Source organism: Pelagibacterium halotolerans, from assembly GCF_044811015.1.
In the GTDB taxonomy this organism is placed as follows: Bacteria; Pseudomonadota; Alphaproteobacteria; order Rhizobiales; family Devosiaceae; genus Pelagibacterium; species Pelagibacterium halotolerans_A.
The window spans coordinates 1,137,585-1,153,184 of record NZ_CP085243.1 but is presented as its reverse complement, the minus strand read 5'-3'; the positions used below and the strand labels follow the sequence as shown (position 1 = coordinate 1,153,184).

Sequence of the window (15,600 nt, the reverse complement as noted above, 5' to 3'; positions counted from 1 at the left end):
TGGAGCAGGAGCATGAACGACATCGCTCTTGAGGCGGGCATAGCATGGCAGACCCTTTACAACACGTTTCCTAACAAGGATGCGATCCTGGTGGCGACAATTCGCTTCTTGATGGATCGCGAGCTCCGGCAAACCGAGGCAGAACTGGCAGGCTGCAGCGACCTCGGCGGACAGCTCGACGTCGTTTTGGAGCATCTGGCGCGACCCTATGCGATGCTTCATGCGACATCCAACGCTGAAGACATCATCGGGGGGTAGGGTTGAAAGCAGAAATGTAATCGATGAGGCCAAAGAAGGGGTTCGCCGCGTGGTAGAGAAGCTCGTGATGTCGGCTGAGGATGAAATTCACGCGTCCTGCATGACACCCCAGCAGCTCGCCGACGCAATCGTCAACTTCGCATCGGCAGTGAAATATGACGTGCGCGATCAAGCCCACCTCGATGACATGCTCCAAAGCCTGACGCGAATGGTCGTCCGCTGCGCAACCTGAGGCGATCGGACGAAAGGGAGAGAGCTCCAACTGACGCTGGCATTTTACATGGTTTGACTTTCCTCTCGGTCTGACTTACCTCGGCTGTGTTCTCAGGGCGGGGTGAAAGTCCCCACCGGCGGTGATAGCCCGCGAGCGCCTTCCCTTGGAGGGGTCAGCAGACTTCGGTGAAATTCCGAGGCCGACGGTAATAGTCCGGATGGTAGAGAATGAGTGTGCAGCTGTCTGGCTGTGCGCTTTTCGCGCTCTGGGATCTTGTCATGTGGAAAGGATCTTGAGCTATGACAAAATCCCTCAAATTCGCATTCATCAAAGCACGCTGGCACGGCGAAATCGTTGACCAGGCGTTGGTTGGTTTCAAGCAGAGGCTCGCCGAGCGCGCGCCCACGGCGGAAATAGAGGTTTTCGACGTGCCGGGAGCGTTCGAAATGCCGCTTCTTGCGCAGAACCTTGCCCAGACCGGACATTACGAAGCGATTGCTGCTGCAGCGCTTGTGGTCGATGGCGGTATTTACCGCCACGATTTCGTGGCCGGGGCTGTCGTTTCAGGGCTCATGGACGTGCAATTGAAAACGAATGTTCCGGTACTCTCGGTATCGCTCACCCCGCACCACTTTCAACCTACCGAAGAACACCATCACTTCTTCTTTGAACACTTCAAAAAGAAGGGCATCGAGGCCGCAGATGCGGCCATTGAGGTTACGGGGTTTTACGCCGGTCACACCTTCAGCACTGCATCGGCTGCAGCTTGAAACACTCGCGCGCCGTCGGCAGACGGCGCTTCGGGGTTGCGATCAGTTGGGTGAAGTGCTTTGAGGAGAGCGGCAGTGTCACGCCGGGCAAGACGGGTGGCCACCAGCCGAAGAAGCTTTCAGGAGAGCACGCCGATTGGCTGCGTCGCCGCTTGCGGCGAGAGGCCCTTCACGCTGCGCAGCCTTGTCAAGGAACTGGCCGATGAGCACGGCCTGATTGTCGACAACTGCTTGGTTTGGGAGTTCGTCCGCGCCGGAGGGCCTACGCATAAAAAGTCGCTGATCGCCAACGAGCAGCAACGCCCCCCATGTCGCCCGCCGACGGGCACAATGCGCCAGGTATCGGGGCCGGATCGCCCCTTCCTGCCTCGTCTTCATCGATGAGGCTTGGGCCAAGACGGACATGGCGGCGCTGCGTGGCAGGCCGACGCGCGGTCAGCGCCTCAAGGCTACGGTTCCGCACAGGCACTGGAAGACATCCACCTTCATTGCCGCCTTGCGCCACGACCGGGTCGAGGCGCCATGGCTCATCGACGGGCCGATCAACGGCGAGCCGTTCCTGCTCTACGTCGAACACGTGCTCATGCCGACGCTGAAGCCTGGCGATATCGTCGGCATGGACAATCTCGGCTCCCATGAGGACAAGGCGTATTTGGCTTAGCTCCCGGCTATCGTCGATAGCGACGTCGTAAGTTCGAGTTCATCGAGCTTCTTCGTTCGCACCCAGGGGTTGTTCGAGCGCGCCATTTCGCGCCCTGCCTTCGTCCGCTCGCTGTACGGTGTTGCGGCCGTCCTCATCGCCGCAGGAACCGGGTGGCTCGGTGGCGTGCTGTTCAGACGCTGACAGAGCCGTAGCCGATCACCCAGAAGCCCGTTCATCAAGCCCAGGTGTCGCCAACGGTGAAGCCCTCGACGAAGGGATCGTCATAGTCGAGGACGATCGTATTGATGCCGTAAATCCAGCTGGTGCCCTTGACCGTTGGAACAACGGCGGCGCGGTCGCCGATCCTTGCGGGTTCGACAAGCTGCCCGATGTAGATATTGCCAAGAATTCCCTCATGGCGGAAATCCTGGTTGAGTGGCAACTCCCCCTTGGCATGAAGGACCGCCATCTTCGCGCAGGAGCAGCTTGCGCAATCCGTCGTCATTCGCCTCCATCCATTTCATCTTGTCGTAAGCGGTTTTCCCCGGGATATGCGGAATACCGCCGGTCACGACGCGCATAGGCGTGCCGGCATGGGTGTCCACAGCATGGATCGTTCTCTTGAATGCCATTTTCGTTGTGTCCTCGGGGTTGGCGTATGCGCCGGGAAATCAGGCTCCGTGCTCCATCGCTTGCGCGATGTATTCGGCGATCATGAGATCGAGATGAGCGCCGCCGCCGTTCTTGAAGAGTGTGATTTCGGTCTCCGACTGACGCCCCGGTGCAGTGCCGCCGACCAGATCGTAAAGGTCGCCCCTGACGCTATCCGCGGTGATGACACCAGCGGCAATCGGGATCATCAACTCGCCGATGTGATGGATCGTGGTATCGCGGCTGTCGACAAAGAGCGCGCTTTCAGAAATCAGCGCATCGTCCGCCTCACGCATATCGGCTTTGAAGGCGCCGATCAGGTCCACATGCGTACCGGGCTTGATCCAGGCGCCGCGCAGCACCGGCTCGCGCGCCATGGTGGCCGACGAGATGATGTCGGCTTTCCCCGCCGCCTCGGCGAGATCGGCCGTCGCCACAATGTCCATGCCCGCAACCTGAACCTCGCGCGCCAGCGCTTCGGCCTGCTCATTTCGGCGTGCCCAGATCCGGATGCGCTTGATCGATGGAAACAGCGCCGTATAGGCGTCGATCAGGCTACGCGCCACCGCACCAGCGCCTACGATCAGCAGCGTTTCGCTGTCAGGCCGGGCGAGCAGGGAGGCGCCCAGAACGGAATCCGCCGCCGTTTTTAGCTCGGTGACGAGCCTGCTGTCGATGATCGCGGTCAGGGTCCCGTGCGTGGGCTCGAACATCAACATCGCGCCCTGAATACTGGGCAGGCCCGCAGCCGGATTGCCGCCGAAGACGGTGACCGATTTTACACCGAATCCGAGCCCTTCGATAAACGCGCCGCGGCTGAGTAACGAGCCCTCGGAGGGACCGAGGAAGATGTCGCCCACCTGGGCCTTGGGGCGGGCGTGGCCCTCGCGCAGCGCGGCAACGGCACCGGGCCAGTCCACGAGGGCAGCGGCGTCATCGTAGGTGATCAGACGGGGTGAAGTCATCGTGGTTCTCTCGATTGTCGTACGTTGCGTTACGGAGGCGCGACGCGGATTCGTGTTTCGCGGCTCCGTAACGATCTACTGGATTGCTGTATTGATCTTGCCTAATGCCGAAAGCCAAGCAAGCAAGAGTATCCTGCCGATGGGCATTAGGTTCAACTTATGCAGGAGCGATGAATATTCTCGTTTGTGCTCCAGCCACTCTGCCTCCGATGATGATTGGATGGGGTAATCTGATTTTGCCCAATGCCACTACGTTCAAGGGAGGACCATGGTGAAACTCTTCAACATTTCCGCAATAGCACTCGCTGCCGCAACGTTGGGCGCTTTCGCAGTGCAGGCTAACGGGCAGGAATATGAGCTCGTTCTGACCAGTGAAGCCGGGGATCGCGACTCTGTTCTTGGCCAGGCCATGCAGAACTGGGCGTCGATGATCGAGGAAAACTCGGACGGGCGCATCGAGGTCAGCGTGTTCTATCAAGGCGAGCTCGGAGGGCAGCAGGAGCTTTTCGACCAGCTTGTTCGCGGCAACGTCGACATGATGATTACCTGGCCACAGACTTCATACGATCAGCGCATCGGAGTGAACTACATCCCATATCTCGTTCTGGGGTGGGATGATGCCATCGAATCCTTCGGTAAGGATGGCTGGGTGCGCGACGTCATCGAGCCCGTCTATGAGGAAATTGGCCTCAAATACTTCGGTCCGTTCCCTGAGGGCTTTGGCGGTATCGCCACCAAGGGGCGCTATGCTACCAGCTTTGAAGAAGCCGAGGGCCTGCGGGTCCGGTCGCAGCCGATCTTTCCATTGCCGCAGACGGTTCAGGCTATGGGCTTTCAGGCCGTTCCGATCGACTGGGCAGAGGTCTACACCTCGCTCCAGACCGGTGTCGTGGATGGCGATAGCTCCAACGTGATTTACTGGGACTACGAATACTTCCGCGATCAGCTCGACTACTTCGTGCAATCCTCGCACAATTTTTCATCCTACTCGCTGCTTATGAATGCCGGCACGTGGGAGGGGATGTCCGAGGAGGATCGTCAGATCGTTGAGGACGCTGCAACGGCTGTGATCGATGCGCAATTCGCCGAGGCGCGTGCCGAGGACGAAAGGTGGATTGCAGCCGCGCAAGAGGCGGGCATGGAATACATCGTTCCTACGCCGGAAGAAAAAGCCGCTTGGGTCGAGCGTGTTCGCGCCGAGGTTTGGCCACAGGTCGAGGAAGCCCTTGGCTCCGAAATCATGGACGTCGTCCGCGCCAACGCTTCGGTTCCTGAATAAGGATCGGAAATGGCAATCGGGGCCGCGGTCACCGCGGCCCCGTAGCACATATGCACGAGCAGGCAAGAAGGGGAGGCAAGCCGGTGCAGTTTCTCAAGACGCTCGACGCTATCGTCGTTCGTATCATTCAACCAATATTGATAGTCGTTGGACTCCTCGTCGCCGCGCTTTTGACAGTTGGCATTTTCAGCCGAGTCGTTCTTAAAACGCCGATCTTCGGGCTGGAGGAGATCATGCTGCTGTCGATCATGTGGTTCTACATGCTCGGCGCTGCGCTGGCGTCCCGCGACCGTTCGCATCTGGCAGCTGATTTCGTGCGGGTCCTGTCCAAGAACCCCAAGGTGTGGCGTGCGGCGTCAATCGTGTCGACCGCGATTTCGCTCGGTGTCGCGATCATGTTCGTCACCTGGGCGTGGTCGCTTTTTTCCTTCGGGCTGGAGCGCGGTCAAGCCACTCCGGTTTTTGCAATTCCGTGGTGGGTATCGCAGTCGAGCATGTTCGTCGCGTCGATTCTGTTCGTCATCTATCTAACCCGGGACTTGATCCTCGAGATCACCGGGAAGGCAATTCAGCCCGGCGATCCGTCGGCGGAAGTGGAGTGATCTAGGATGGGCGCAATAATCGCAATTGTCGCTGTCGTCGTCTTGATGATGATCGGCGTCCCGGTCGTATTCTCATTCGCGGCCATGACCCTGATCCTTTCGATCCTCTACGATGTCGATATCTCTTCGCTGATGACGACGGGATTCTGGTCCGTCAATTCGGTCATCCTGGTGGCGCTGCCCTTGTTTGTGATGACCGGCTATCTCATGCAATCGGGTGGCATTGCCCGCCGCCTCGTCGAGTTCGTCGAAGCGGTCGTGGGGCGGTCCAAGACCGGCATGGGGACGTCCATGGTCGTATCCTGCGGCATCTTCGGCGCCATTTCCGGCACCGCCTCTGCCGCGGTTGCGTCCATTGGATCGATCATGCTCGATCCAATGGAAAAGCACGGCTATTCACGCGGCTATACCAGTGCGCTGCTTGGCGTATCGTCGTTGCTGGGTCTGTTGATCCCGCCCTCGATCACGATGATCCTCTACGCCGTTGTCACAAGGCAATCGGTTGCGGCGTGTTTCCTCGCAACCATAGGGCCGGGCATCCTTTTGATGATCGCGCTTTCGATCTTCAACATCGTGCATGTAAAGCGCAATCTGGGCGGCAATGACGAGAAGGTGCCGTTCCGCATGCGGCTTTCGGAAAGCGCCTCAACCGGATGGCGTGCCCTTCCGGCCCTGATGCTGCCGGTTCTCATTCTGGGCGGCATATATGGCGGGTTCTTCACGCCGACCGAAGCCGCTGCAATCGCTGTCGTTTACGCGATTCCGGTAGGGTTGTTCGTCTACCGCGAACTGAGCTTCCGCAAGATCGCGGAGTCGATGATCCATGCGGCGGCGACGACCGGCGTCATCATGATCATTCTTGTCTTTTCCTTCGTTGCGAGCCGCATCCTCACGCTGGAGCGCGTGCCGCAGGAACTGACGGATATTCTATTGGGCACGTTTGAAGATCCGCTGCTGATCCTGTTCATGGTCAACATCTTCCTTGTCCTGATCGGCATGATCATGGACGACGTGAGCGTGATCGCCATTATCAGCCCGTTGATGGTGCCGGTGATGGCCGAGATTGGCGTGGACCCGGTTCATTTTGCAGCGATCATCGGGACCAGCATCGTGATCGGGGCAAACAGTCCGCCGATGGCGCCAATCCTGTTCATGGCCTGCCGGGTCGGCAATGTGGGGATGTCCGAAGTCATCAAACCCGCGCTCTACTTCATGGCCTTTGCGGCATTCCCGGTCATGCTCGTCACGACCTACTGGTCGCCGCTGGCCTTGTTCTTGCCGCGCCTTCTCGGGTTCATGCCGTAAAGGCAAGCCGGCATCACCCCGTCCGCCGGTTCGATGCGGAGCAATGTCGGGAGGCGCTCAACGCCTCCCGAAACCGACACATATGGTCAATGGAAGTACGCAATGACATTCAGGTTCACGCTTGAAGGAATCTACACGCCTATCGTAACGCCGTTCGGCGACAACGGCGCATTCGATCTCGACGCTCTGGCCGACATCGTCGAGCACCTCGTCGAAAACGGTGTCCATGGGATCATTTCCGGAGGGTCCACCGCCGAAAACTACGCGCAGACAGTGGAAGAGCGGCTTGAACTGGCCCGCTTTATCAAGGACAGGCTGAATGGCCGTCTACCGCTGATCGTGGGCACGGGTGCCATGCGGACACCGGACTCGATCGCGCTCGCAAAAGGCGCGCGCGATATGGGTGCCGACGCGCTTCTGCTCGGAACGCCGCCTTATTCGGTGCCGACCGAGCGTGAGAATGCGCTGAACGCCCTCGCTATCGATCGCGCGGCGGACCTGCCGATCATCCTTTACAACTATCCGGGCCGTATGGGCGTCGAGATGGGTGAGGAGTTTCTCGATCGCGTCTGCCGGTCGCGCAACGTCATCGGCATCAAGGAAAGCTCGGGCGATATCAATCGCGTGCACCTTCTGGCCCGCGACTATCCCCATATCCAGATGTCCTGCGGCATGGACGACCAGGCGCTGGAATTTTTCGCTTGGGGCGCGCGCAGCTGGATTTGCGCGGGCTCGAACTTCCTGCCCGAGGAGCATGTTTTTCTCTACGAGACCTGTGTCGTGCATGGGGATTTCGCCAAGGGCCGCCGGATCATGTCGGCCATGATGCCGCTAATGCGCGTGCTCGAACAGGGCGGCAAGTTCATCCAGTGCGTGAAACATGGGACTGAAGTGGCGGGCCTGCGGACCGGTGCGATGCGCCCGCCCTTGCGCGGCCTCAACAAGGATGACAAGCGGGAGTTGGAGCAGGTCATCCGAACCCTAAAAACTACCATTGCGGCTATCAAGGCGGAGAATTGATCGATGAGTGACCTTTTGACCCGCGAAGAATACGAGGCCATCGCGGCCAATTTGACCCTGCCGGTGAACGCGTTCATCGATGGCAGCTTCCGCCCTGCGATCTCGGGCAAGACCTTCGAGACCGTGAACCCGGCGACTGGCGTGAAGCTTGCCGATGTGGCGGCGTGCGACGCGGAGGACGTGGATTTCGCCGTCGCCAAGGCGCGCGAGGCGTTTAACGATGGCCGCTGGTCGAAAATGCATCCTGCCGAGCGCAAGGATGTCTTGATCCGGCTGTGCAAGCTGATGACGCGCGACCGGCACGAACTTGCGGTGATGGAAAGCCTCGACAGCGGCAAGACGATCTACGATTGCGAGACCGTGGACGTGCCCGAGACCATTCATTGCATCAAATGGCACGCGGAACTGATCGACAAGATCTACGATCAGGTTTCACCGGCATCGGACGATCATATTGCAATGATCGTGCGCGAGCCGGTCGGTGTCGTGGGGCTCGTCCTGCCTTGGAACTTCCCGCTTCTGATGATGGCCTGGAAGATCGGCCCGGCGTTGGCTGCAGGCTGCTCGCTCGTGGTCAAGCCGGCGGGGGAAACCAGCCTCACCGCGCTTCGAATCGCCGAACTGGCGCACGAGGCGGGCGTCCCTGCCGGCGTCTTGAACATCGTGACCGGCAGCGGCTCCGCCGTGGGTGAGCCCCTGGGCAAGCACACTGATGTGGACATGGTGTCGTTCACCGGCTCGACGGCGACGGGGCGGCGGTTCCTGCATTATTCGGCGGACAGCAACCTCAAGGAAGTCGTTCTGGAAATGGGGGGCAAGAACCCCTGCATCGTGATGGATGACGCGGAATACCTCGACTCGGTCGCCGAGCATGTGGTCAATGGCGCCTTCTGGAACATGGGTGAAAACTGCTCGGCCGCCGCGCGCCTGATCGTTCACAAGGACATCAAGGACGATCTTCTAGAACGGGTGAAGGCCGCGGCGCGTCAATGGAACGTCGGTTCCCCGCTGGATCCGTCCGTGCGGGTGGGGGCGTTGGTCTCGAAGTCGCATTACGACAAGGTCTGCGGCTATCTCAAGCTGGCGAAGAAGAGCCAGATCGTGCTTGGCGGCAAGGACATCGGCGGCGCCTTCGTCGAGCCCACCATCGTCGACGTGGGCAGCAACGACGATACGCTCGCCCGCGAAGAGATCTTCGGCCCAATCCTGTCTGTCATCACGGTATCGAGCTACGAGGAGGCCATCTCTGTGGCCAACGATACCCAGTATGGCCTGGCGGCCTCGATCTTCACCGCCAACGGACGCCGCGCGATCCGTGGCGCGCGTGCGCTTCGCGCCGGAACTGTAACCGTCAACAGCTTTGGCGAAGGCGATATCACAACGCCCTTCGGCGGCTACAAGCAGTCCGGGTTTGGCGGGCGCGACAACTCGATCCATGCACATGACCAGTATACCCAGCTCAAGACCATCTGGATCGACCTTGGCGATCCATCGGATTCCGAGGTGGAATAATGGCGCGAATTGGCTTCCTCGGAGCCGGAGAGATCGCCTCGGCGATGGTTCAAACCATCGCCGAGGCAGGTCATGACATTGTCGTCTCCGAACGCAACGAGCGGGTTTCGATGGAGCTGCAGGCAAGGTATCCTGGGCTCCGCCGGGCTCCAAACCAGACTGTCGTGGACGAAAGCGATGTCGTAGTGCTCTGCCTGCTGGCGGATATCGCGCGCAAAGAACTGCCCAATCTGACGTTCGAGGGCGGCAAGACGGTGATTTCCGTGATGGCCGGCATGCCGATTGCCGAGCTTGGGCGGCTTTGCGCGCCGGCCACCGAGATCTGCGTCGCCATTCCGCTTCCACCGATGCCTCTGGGCGGCACGCCACTGGCGGTTTATCCAGACAATACCCGCCTCCGGGAAATATTCGGCGCGCATGCGCATATCCACGCCTGCGCTTCGGAAACGATGCTCAATGCGCATTTTGCGGCCACCGGTGTATTGCTGCCCTTGCTTGACCAGATCGATGTCGCTGCAAGCTGGCTGTCGGCGTTCACCGGTGATCGTGGTGAAGCTGCGCGCTATGTGGCGGGGCTCGTCGGCGCATACTGCACGGTGCTCACGCAAGAGGCCGGAACCGATCTTGCGCAATTGCGCGCTGGATTGGGCACCGAAGGCGGATTGAACCAGACGTTGAGCAAGGCGCTGGCGGACAATGGGACGCTCGCCACCCTCGAAGCTGGCCTTGACAGCCTTCGGGCAAGACTTCATCTGCCTCCGAAAGATCAGTAAATGCAGCGCGAATACGTTGCGAGAAGGCTGCCCGCATTCGCCGGACGCGCGGCCTGGAATGCAATTCTTGGCACCCTGCCTCCGGCCGTGCCCCTACAGGGCGATGTGACGGCCGACTTTACCGTGATCGGTGCCGGCTTTGCGGGACTATCCGCGGCACGGCGTCTCGCTCAGTTGAACCCCGGGGCAAAAATCGTCGTTCTCGACGCGACCCGCGTTGGCGAGGGAGGCACCGGGCGCAATTCGGGATTCATGATCGATCTGCCCCACAACCTGGCCTCGGAAAACTACGTCGGTGCGAATAGAGGCCTGGATCGCACCCTGATCGATCTGAACCGGATGGCGATCAGGTTCGCGCGCGAGGCGGTCGAGGAGTATGCGATCGATGCCAATTATTTCGATCCGGCCGGCAAGATCAACGGCGCCGCGACTGCGAGCAGTCACGCGCAGAACGAGGTTTATGGTGCTCATCTGCAGGAACTCGACGAGTGCTACGAGATGCTGGACGAACAGGCAATGTTCGACGTAACGGGCAGCCGGTACTACGTATCGGGGCTCTATACCCCAGGGACCGTCATGCTCCAGCCCGCGGGCTACATCAGGGGTTTTGCCCAAGGTCTGTCACGTCAGGTCGTCGTCCATGAAGACAGCCCGGTTACCGCCTTTCGACGGCAAGGCGCGAATTGGCGGGTCGAAACCGCCAGTGGGGCCGTCTCGACCGGCAAGATAATTCTCGCCAATAACGGTCAACTCGAAAGCTTCGGCATCGCGCGCGGCCGCCTCATGCACATTTTCCTCTTTGCCAGTATGACTGAGGAGTTGAGCACGGACGCTCTCAGTCGCCTCGGTGGGCAACAAAGATGGGGGATCACGCCGTCCGATCCGATGGGAACGACGGTTCGCCGGATCGACATGGGGCAGGGGGGGAATCGAATTTCCGTTCGGACCTGCGCCGAATTCTGCCCCGGCATGGAAAGCACCGAATACAAGATGCGTCGCGCGGCGAAGATCATGCGTAGAAAACTCGATGAACGTTTCCCGCAACTCCGGGACGTCAGGATCGAATACGTTTGGTCGGGACCCTTATGCTTGTCTCAGAATGGCGTATCGGTGACGGGAGAGATCGACAACGGCGTCTATGCTGCCTGTTGCCAGAACGGTTTGGGGACGACGCGCGGAACATTGACCGGAATCGCCGCGGCGGAACTTGCCAGCGGGGAACGTTCTGTCATTACCAAGTTCTTTGAGCGGCAAGCGAAACCATCGGTTCTCCCGCCTTCTCCGTTGGCGAAATTGGGCGCGACAGCATATCTGAACTGGAAGGGATGGCGGGCGAGACACGAATGATGCGCACAGGCGCGGGTGCGGCCACCGTAGAGTCGCACGCTTGCTGCATTCAGCAAGAATGTTTAACCTGAGCCATGCTGCCCAAACGCCGATATCTTCCATCGCTCGGATCCTTTGCCACTTTTGAGGTGGCCGCGAAGCATTTGAGCTTTACCATGGCGGGTACCGAACTCAATGTCACGCAGGCGGCAATAAGCCAGCAGATCCGTGGGCTGGAAAAGGCTCTCGGCACCACCCTTTTCGTACGAAAGCACAATAGTCTTGAACTGACGCCCGCCGGTGAAAGCCTGCTGAGAGCCGTCAGCCGAGGACTTGACAATATCTGCGATGGTATCGACGCGATCGTGTCGCCGCCGGATGTCGCAGTGATCACCTGTTCGGGTACAAATGCCGCTGTGGCTTGCTGGTTGCAGCCTTTTGTCGAGCAGTTTCGGGCTCACAATCCGGACGTGAGGTTCGTGATGCTGGCCTCGGACGAGGACGACGCATTGCGGAACTTCGACGAAGTCGATGTATCCATAATCTGTGGCAACGAGCGCTGCGATGTCGGCGAAAGGCTTTACTATCTCTTCCCCGAGACGGTCGAGCCAATGTGCAGTCCTCAATACTTGAAAACGCACGGCCCGTTCGATGGCCCGAACAGCCTTGAACGCGCGGATCTGCTCGAATTGCATCGCACCCATTGGTCCGCCAATGCAATCGGCTGGCACCCTGTAACCTGGGAAGATTGGTGTCGTGCAACAGGTGTTGCGATTTCTCTCCCCGTACCTTCCCTGGTCACCAACAACTATCCTCTACTGCTGGATGCCGCTGTGAATGGAGGGGGCGTCATTCTTGGCTGGCATCACCTTGTTAACACACACCTTAGTGCGGGCCGGCTCTGCCGCCTCTTCGACGCCCCCCTCCAAGTGGATCGTGGCTACTACCTCAAGCTGAACGCCGCATCGCTGGAAAGACCCCTCGTGCGCCAATTTATCGATTTCGTCTTATCCGGTCTTGCGGGCGCGAAGCAAAATAGCCGTCTTGAAGTGCTTGCACAGCAGTAGGCTCTGCAGATTGTCTCGGCTAGGGCGCGACTAACGCGCGCCCCATGTGTCGGAGAGCCTGTATCCTCCCGGCCAAGGGTCGGATGGATCGAGCATATGCTGGTGGATGCCGGTGATCCAGCCGCGGCCGGATATCTCCGGATTGATGGCGGGATGGCCGGCAACACTCGCCTCGCTCAAGATCTTGCCCGAGAAGGTTGAGCCGATAAGCGAGCGCGTGGTGAGGCGATCTCCCGTCTTCATCCGGCCACGCGCATGCAAGACCGCCATGCGGGCGGAAAGCGCGGTGCCTGTAGGCGACCGGTCAACCTTGCCGGGCTGAATCGCCACAGCAGCACCGGCCTCCAGGCCCTGCACTCCCTGGGAAAGCGGGCCGGCGAAGAGACAGAAGGAAATATGCCGCCAATCCGGGTTGTCGGGGTGCTCGAAGCCCAGCTGCGCATTGGCGGCATTGGTGATCTTGACGCCAAGCTTTGCGATGTCGTGCGCTTCGCTTTCATTGAGCGAGAACCCTAGCGCCGCAGCGTCCACGATCACGAAACTATCACCACCATAGGCGGTATCGACGGCCAGCGTTCCGAGGCCTTCGACCTCGAGCGTCTCATCGAGGCGGGAGGCGAAGGACGGCACGTTCTGAACAAAGATGCGCTCGGCCTTGCCGTCGCGGCATTCCGCCCGCACGCGGACAAGGCCGCCTGGTGCTTCGAGCACCAGATGGGTCTCCGGTTCGGTCATTTCGACAAGGCCGGCATCGAGCAGAACGGTGGAAACGCAGATGGAATTGGAGCCGGACATTGGCGGCGTATCTTCAGGTTCCATGATGATCCAAGCCGCCTGCGCCTCAGGATGCTTAGGAGGCACCAGAAGGTTGACATGCCGAAAGACGCCGCCGCGCGGTTCGTTCAGGACGAAATTCCGAAGCGTCTGGTCTTGGGCGATCCATCGGCTCTGCTCCCAGATCGTGTCACCCGGAGGAGGAAGGACGCCGCCGACGATCACATCGCCGACCTCGCCCTCCGCATGGGCTGAAATCACATGAATGGTCTTGGATGAGCGCATGTCAGATGTCCTTCATGAGCCGGAGCGCGTCGTAGATTGCGGCATGGGTGTTGCGGGCAGAGACTGCATCGCCGATCCGGAACAGCTGAAAACCGCCATCGGGATTACGGATCACAGACTGGGGAACGCCCGCAATCAGTTGCTCATAGGACACCTCGCCGAGGTTCGTGGACGCCGGTTTGAGGTCGAAATAGATCTCGTCGAGGGGGACGGTGCCGTGATTGACCACGATTTGGTCGAAGGTGCGTTGCTTGGAAACCCCGCCATAATCGCTCCCCACATACGCAATCAGTTGGTTGCCGTCCTTTTCGACAGCCTCGAGGCGGTAGGTGACCGTGAAGGTCACCTCCTTGTTCTGGAGCGCGCGCATATAAGGGGTCAGGTTCATCGCCATGACCTCGGGCGCAAAGGACCGGTCAGGGGTCATGATTTCGACCCTGCCTCCAGCATCAGCGAGGATTTCGGCGGCCTGAAGCCCGGCATGATCTCCCGCGTCGTCGAAGACCAGCACATTGGACCCGGGCTTCACATCGCCGGCGATGATATCCCAGCTCGAGACGACCAGTTCGTTGCCCTTGGTCAGGACCTCGGTATGCGGCATGCCACCCGTGGCGATGATGACGACGTCGGGGTTTTCCGCCTGAACGGTCCCGGCGTCGGCCCAGGTGTTGAAGTGGAAGGTGACGCCGTATTTCTCGCATTGTGCCATGCGCCAGTCGATGATGGATATCATTTCCTTGCGCCGCTCGCTCTGCGCGGTCAGGCGGATCTGGCCGCCGGGATCCGGGGCCACCTCGAAGACGACGACCTCGTGACCCCGTTCCCCGGCGACCCGCGCGGCCTCGAGGCCCGCGGGGCCCGCGCCGACGATGACGATCTTCTTGCGCGTTTCCGCCCGCGCGATCGTGTGCGGCATGTCGAGTTCGCGCCCGGTCGCCGCGTTGTGGATGCAGTAGGCAGCGCCACCCTGGTAGATCCTGTCGAGGCAATAGTTCGCGCCGACGCAGGGCCGGATGTCATCTTCGCGCCTTTCGATGATCTTTCGCACGATATGGGGATCGGTCATGTGGGCACGGGTCATGCCGACCATGTCGAGCTTACCCGAGGCGATCGCGTGGCGCGCAGTGGCTACATCCGGGATCTTGGCCGCATGGAAGGTGGGGAAATTGGTGGCGGCGCGCACCTCGCCTGCAAAATCGAGATGCGGGGAATTGGCCATGCCCTGGATCGGGATGACGTCGGTCAGCCCGGCATCGGTGTCGATATGCCCCCGGACGACGTTCAGGAAATCGACAAGGCCACTCTCCTTGAGGCGCCTGGAGATATCCAGGCCATCCGCCTTGGTCAACCCGCCCTCAAGCATCTCGTCGCCCGTATAGCGCACCCCGACGATGAAGTCGGGGCCGACGCGCTTGCGGATTTCCTTGAGAACATCGAAGGTGAAGCGCAGCCGGTTTTCCAGCGAGCCGCCATAGGGAGCATCGAGCTCGTTGGTCAGGGGGGACCAGAACTGGTCCATCAAATGGCCATAAGCCTGCAGCTCGATGCCGTCCATGCCGCCGGCCTTCATCCGTTCGGCCGCGTCGGCGTAATCGGTGATGATCCGCTCGATGTCCCAGTCTTCCATCTTCTTGGGGAAGGCTTTATGGGACGCCTCGCGGCGGTGCGAGGGTGAGACGACGGGCAGCCAGAATGCCTTGTCCCAGCGCGTCCGGCGGCCGAGATGGGTCAGCTGGATCATGATGGCGGCACCCTGCTCGTGCACGGCGTCGGTCATGTCCTTCATCCACGGCACAACCTCGTCCTTGTAGACGAGCAGGTTGTTGAAGACCGGAGGGCTATCCTTGGAAACGGCCGCCGAACCCGCCGTCATGGTCATGGCGACCCCACCCTTGGCGCGCTCGACATGATAGGCGCGGTAGCGCGCCTTGGGCATGCCCTCTTCCGGATAGGCCGGCTCGTGCGCCGTCATGATGATGCGATTGCGCAGTGTGAGATGCTTGAGCTGGAACGGCTGAAGGAGGGGGTCGTTCGACATCGGCCGGGCTCCGGGCTAGAGATTTGCCGGAAGCATAATTGGAAATGTACATTAGTGTCAATTGTGTTGACGATTATGTACATTTCAATACGATGGGCATATGGAGCGGACCATGAAC

Annotated in this window: 18 protein-coding genes and 1 riboswitch; of the genes, 13 read left to right on the top strand and 5 right to left on the bottom strand. The window is 60.1% G+C overall.

What is annotated here, in order from left to right:
• The first annotated feature begins 12 nt into the window (after nucleotides 1-12).
• The 5 genes from LG281_RS05645 to LG281_RS05625 all read left to right on the top strand — a co-directional run bounded on the left by LG281_RS05645 (nucleotide 13) and on the right by LG281_RS05625 (nucleotide 2,086).
• Nucleotides 13-258 (top strand): TetR/AcrR family transcriptional regulator, encoded by a 246-nt coding sequence (locus tag LG281_RS05645; protein WP_404405212.1) that lies wholly within the window; start codon nucleotides 13-15, stop codon nucleotides 256-258.
• Between the two features lie 49 nt (nucleotides 259-307).
• Nucleotides 308-490 (top strand): hypothetical protein, encoded by a 183-nt coding sequence (locus LG281_RS05640; RefSeq protein ID WP_404405210.1) that lies wholly within the window; start codon nucleotides 308-310, stop codon nucleotides 488-490.
• A gap of 84 nt (nucleotides 491-574) precedes the next feature.
• Nucleotides 575-705: riboswitch (FMN riboswitch) on the top strand.
• Between the two features lie 66 nt (nucleotides 706-771).
• Nucleotides 772-1,242 carry a 6,7-dimethyl-8-ribityllumazine synthase gene (locus LG281_RS05635; RefSeq protein ID WP_404405208.1) on the top strand — a complete coding sequence of 157 codons (471 nt, stop codon included), beginning with the start codon at nucleotides 772-774 and terminating at the stop codon, nucleotides 1,240-1,242.
• 352 nt (nucleotides 1,243-1,594) lie between these two features.
• Nucleotides 1,595-1,903: a transposase gene (locus tag LG281_RS05630; protein ID WP_404406634.1), complete on the top strand. Its 309-nt coding sequence runs from the start codon at nucleotides 1,595-1,597 to the stop codon at nucleotides 1,901-1,903.
• Between the two features lie 9 nt (nucleotides 1,904-1,912).
• The gene (locus LG281_RS05625) at nucleotides 1,913-2,086 is read left to right on the top strand and encodes a TIGR02186 family protein (protein ID WP_404406632.1); all 174 of its coding nucleotides are present in this window, start codon (nucleotides 1,913-1,915) and stop codon (nucleotides 2,084-2,086) included.
• A 34-nt stretch (nucleotides 2,087-2,120) separates the two neighbouring features.
• Here the strand turns inward: LG281_RS05625 and LG281_RS05620 are convergent, their stop codons facing one another.
• From LG281_RS05620 to LG281_RS05610, 3 genes are read right to left on the bottom strand one after another with little or no spacing between them, the layout of a single operon-like run.
• Nucleotides 2,121-2,390 carry a proline racemase family protein gene (locus LG281_RS05620; protein WP_404405206.1) on the bottom strand — a complete coding sequence of 90 codons (270 nt, stop codon included), beginning with the start codon at nucleotides 2,388-2,390 and terminating at the stop codon, nucleotides 2,121-2,123.
• Entirely contained in the window at nucleotides 2,299-2,517 is a 219-nt protein-coding gene (locus LG281_RS05615) for a proline racemase family protein (protein WP_404405204.1), read from the bottom strand. Before LG281_RS05615 ends, LG281_RS05620 begins: the two co-directional genes overlap by 92 nt.
• A 39-nt stretch (nucleotides 2,518-2,556) precedes the next feature.
• Nucleotides 2,557-3,501 (bottom strand): ornithine cyclodeaminase family protein, encoded by a 945-nt coding sequence (locus tag LG281_RS05610; RefSeq protein ID WP_404405202.1) that lies wholly within the window; start codon nucleotides 3,499-3,501, stop codon nucleotides 2,557-2,559.
• Nucleotides 3,502-3,769: 268 nt separating this feature from the next.
• On the opposite strand from LG281_RS05610, the gene dctP reads away from it, so the two are divergent.
• The 8 genes from dctP (at nucleotide 3,770) to LG281_RS05570 (ending at nucleotide 12,385) form a co-directional block, all read left to right on the top strand.
• Entirely contained in the window at nucleotides 3,770-4,780 is a 1,011-nt protein-coding gene (dctP, locus tag LG281_RS05605) for a TRAP transporter substrate-binding protein DctP (RefSeq protein WP_404405200.1), read from the top strand.
• Between the two features lie 83 nt (nucleotides 4,781-4,863).
• On the top strand, nucleotides 4,864-5,382 hold the full coding sequence (locus tag LG281_RS05600) for a TRAP transporter small permease (protein ID WP_404405198.1): 519 nt from the start codon (nucleotides 4,864-4,866) through the stop codon (nucleotides 5,380-5,382).
• 6 nt (nucleotides 5,383-5,388) lie between these two features.
• Nucleotides 5,389-6,687, top strand: coding sequence for a TRAP transporter large permease (locus tag LG281_RS05595; protein ID WP_404405195.1), 1,299 nt, complete (start codon nucleotides 5,389-5,391; stop codon nucleotides 6,685-6,687).
• Nucleotides 6,688-6,789: 102 nt separating this feature from the next.
• Complete coding sequence (locus LG281_RS05590; RefSeq protein WP_404405193.1) at nucleotides 6,790-7,707, top strand: dihydrodipicolinate synthase family protein; 918 nt, start codon at nucleotides 6,790-6,792, stop codon at nucleotides 7,705-7,707.
• Between the two features lie 3 nt (nucleotides 7,708-7,710).
• Nucleotides 7,711-9,219, top strand: a complete 1,509-nt coding sequence (locus LG281_RS05585) for an aldehyde dehydrogenase (RefSeq protein ID WP_404405191.1) — start codon at nucleotides 7,711-7,713, stop codon at nucleotides 9,217-9,219.
• Entirely contained in the window at nucleotides 9,219-9,992 is a 774-nt protein-coding gene (locus LG281_RS05580) for an NAD(P)-binding domain-containing protein (protein WP_404405189.1), read from the top strand. The genes LG281_RS05585 and LG281_RS05580 overlap by 1 nt, the downstream gene beginning before the upstream one ends.
• On the top strand, nucleotides 9,993-11,339 hold the full coding sequence (locus LG281_RS05575; protein WP_404405187.1) for an NAD(P)/FAD-dependent oxidoreductase: 1,347 nt from the start codon (nucleotides 9,993-9,995) through the stop codon (nucleotides 11,337-11,339). It abuts the gene before it with no gap.
• 74 nt (nucleotides 11,340-11,413) lie between these two features.
• Nucleotides 11,414-12,385, top strand: a complete 972-nt coding sequence (locus LG281_RS05570) for a LysR substrate-binding domain-containing protein (RefSeq protein ID WP_404405185.1) — start codon at nucleotides 11,414-11,416, stop codon at nucleotides 12,383-12,385.
• Between the two features lie 30 nt (nucleotides 12,386-12,415).
• Here LG281_RS05570 and LG281_RS05565 read toward each other — a convergent pair whose 3' ends face one another.
• Together LG281_RS05565 and LG281_RS05560 are read right to left on the bottom strand one after the other, a co-directional pair.
• On the bottom strand, nucleotides 12,416-13,444 hold the full coding sequence (locus LG281_RS05565; protein ID WP_404405183.1) for a proline racemase family protein: 1,029 nt from the start codon (nucleotides 13,442-13,444) through the stop codon (nucleotides 12,416-12,418).
• 1 nt (nucleotide 13,445) lies between these two features.
• Nucleotides 13,446-15,482 (bottom strand): FAD-dependent oxidoreductase, encoded by a 2,037-nt coding sequence (locus tag LG281_RS05560; protein WP_404405181.1) that lies wholly within the window; start codon nucleotides 15,480-15,482, stop codon nucleotides 13,446-13,448.
• Nucleotides 15,483-15,600: the final 118 nt, after the last annotated feature.

What these genes read in the sequence shown, in the direction of transcription:
- LG281_RS05620 (WP_404405206.1), bottom strand. Translation starts at nt 2,390, where the DNA reads ATGACGACGGATTGCGCAAGCTGCTCCTGCGCGAAGATGGCGGTCCTT.
- LG281_RS05565 (WP_404405183.1), bottom strand. Translation starts at nt 13,444, where the DNA reads ATGCGCTCATCCAAGACCATTCATGTGATTTCAGCCCATGCGGAGGGC.
- LG281_RS05585 (WP_404405191.1), top strand. Translation starts at nt 7,711, where the DNA reads ATGAGTGACCTTTTGACCCGCGAAGAATACGAGGCCATCGCGGCCAAT.
- LG281_RS05610 (WP_404405202.1), bottom strand. Translation starts at nt 3,501, where the DNA reads ATGACTTCACCCCGTCTGATCACCTACGATGACGCCGCTGCCCTCGTG.
- LG281_RS05580 (WP_404405189.1), top strand. Translation starts at nt 9,219, where the DNA reads ATGGCGCGAATTGGCTTCCTCGGAGCCGGAGAGATCGCCTCGGCGATG.
- LG281_RS05635 (WP_404405208.1), top strand. Translation starts at nt 772, where the DNA reads ATGACAAAATCCCTCAAATTCGCATTCATCAAAGCACGCTGGCACGGC.
- LG281_RS05590 (WP_404405193.1), top strand. Translation starts at nt 6,790, where the DNA reads ATGACATTCAGGTTCACGCTTGAAGGAATCTACACGCCTATCGTAACG.
- LG281_RS05575 (WP_404405187.1), top strand. Translation starts at nt 9,993, where the DNA reads ATGCAGCGCGAATACGTTGCGAGAAGGCTGCCCGCATTCGCCGGACGC.
- LG281_RS05645 (WP_404405212.1), top strand. Translation starts at nt 13, where the DNA reads ATGAACGACATCGCTCTTGAGGCGGGCATAGCATGGCAGACCCTTTAC.
- dctP (WP_404405200.1), top strand. Translation starts at nt 3,770, where the DNA reads ATGGTGAAACTCTTCAACATTTCCGCAATAGCACTCGCTGCCGCAACG.
- LG281_RS05615 (WP_404405204.1), bottom strand. Translation starts at nt 2,517, where the DNA reads ATGGCATTCAAGAGAACGATCCATGCTGTGGACACCCATGCCGGCACG.
- LG281_RS05595 (WP_404405195.1), top strand. Translation starts at nt 5,389, where the DNA reads ATGGGCGCAATAATCGCAATTGTCGCTGTCGTCGTCTTGATGATGATC.
- LG281_RS05570 (WP_404405185.1), top strand. Translation starts at nt 11,414, where the DNA reads ATGCTGCCCAAACGCCGATATCTTCCATCGCTCGGATCCTTTGCCACT.
- LG281_RS05560 (WP_404405181.1), bottom strand. Translation starts at nt 15,482, where the DNA reads ATGTCGAACGACCCCCTCCTTCAGCCGTTCCAGCTCAAGCATCTCACA.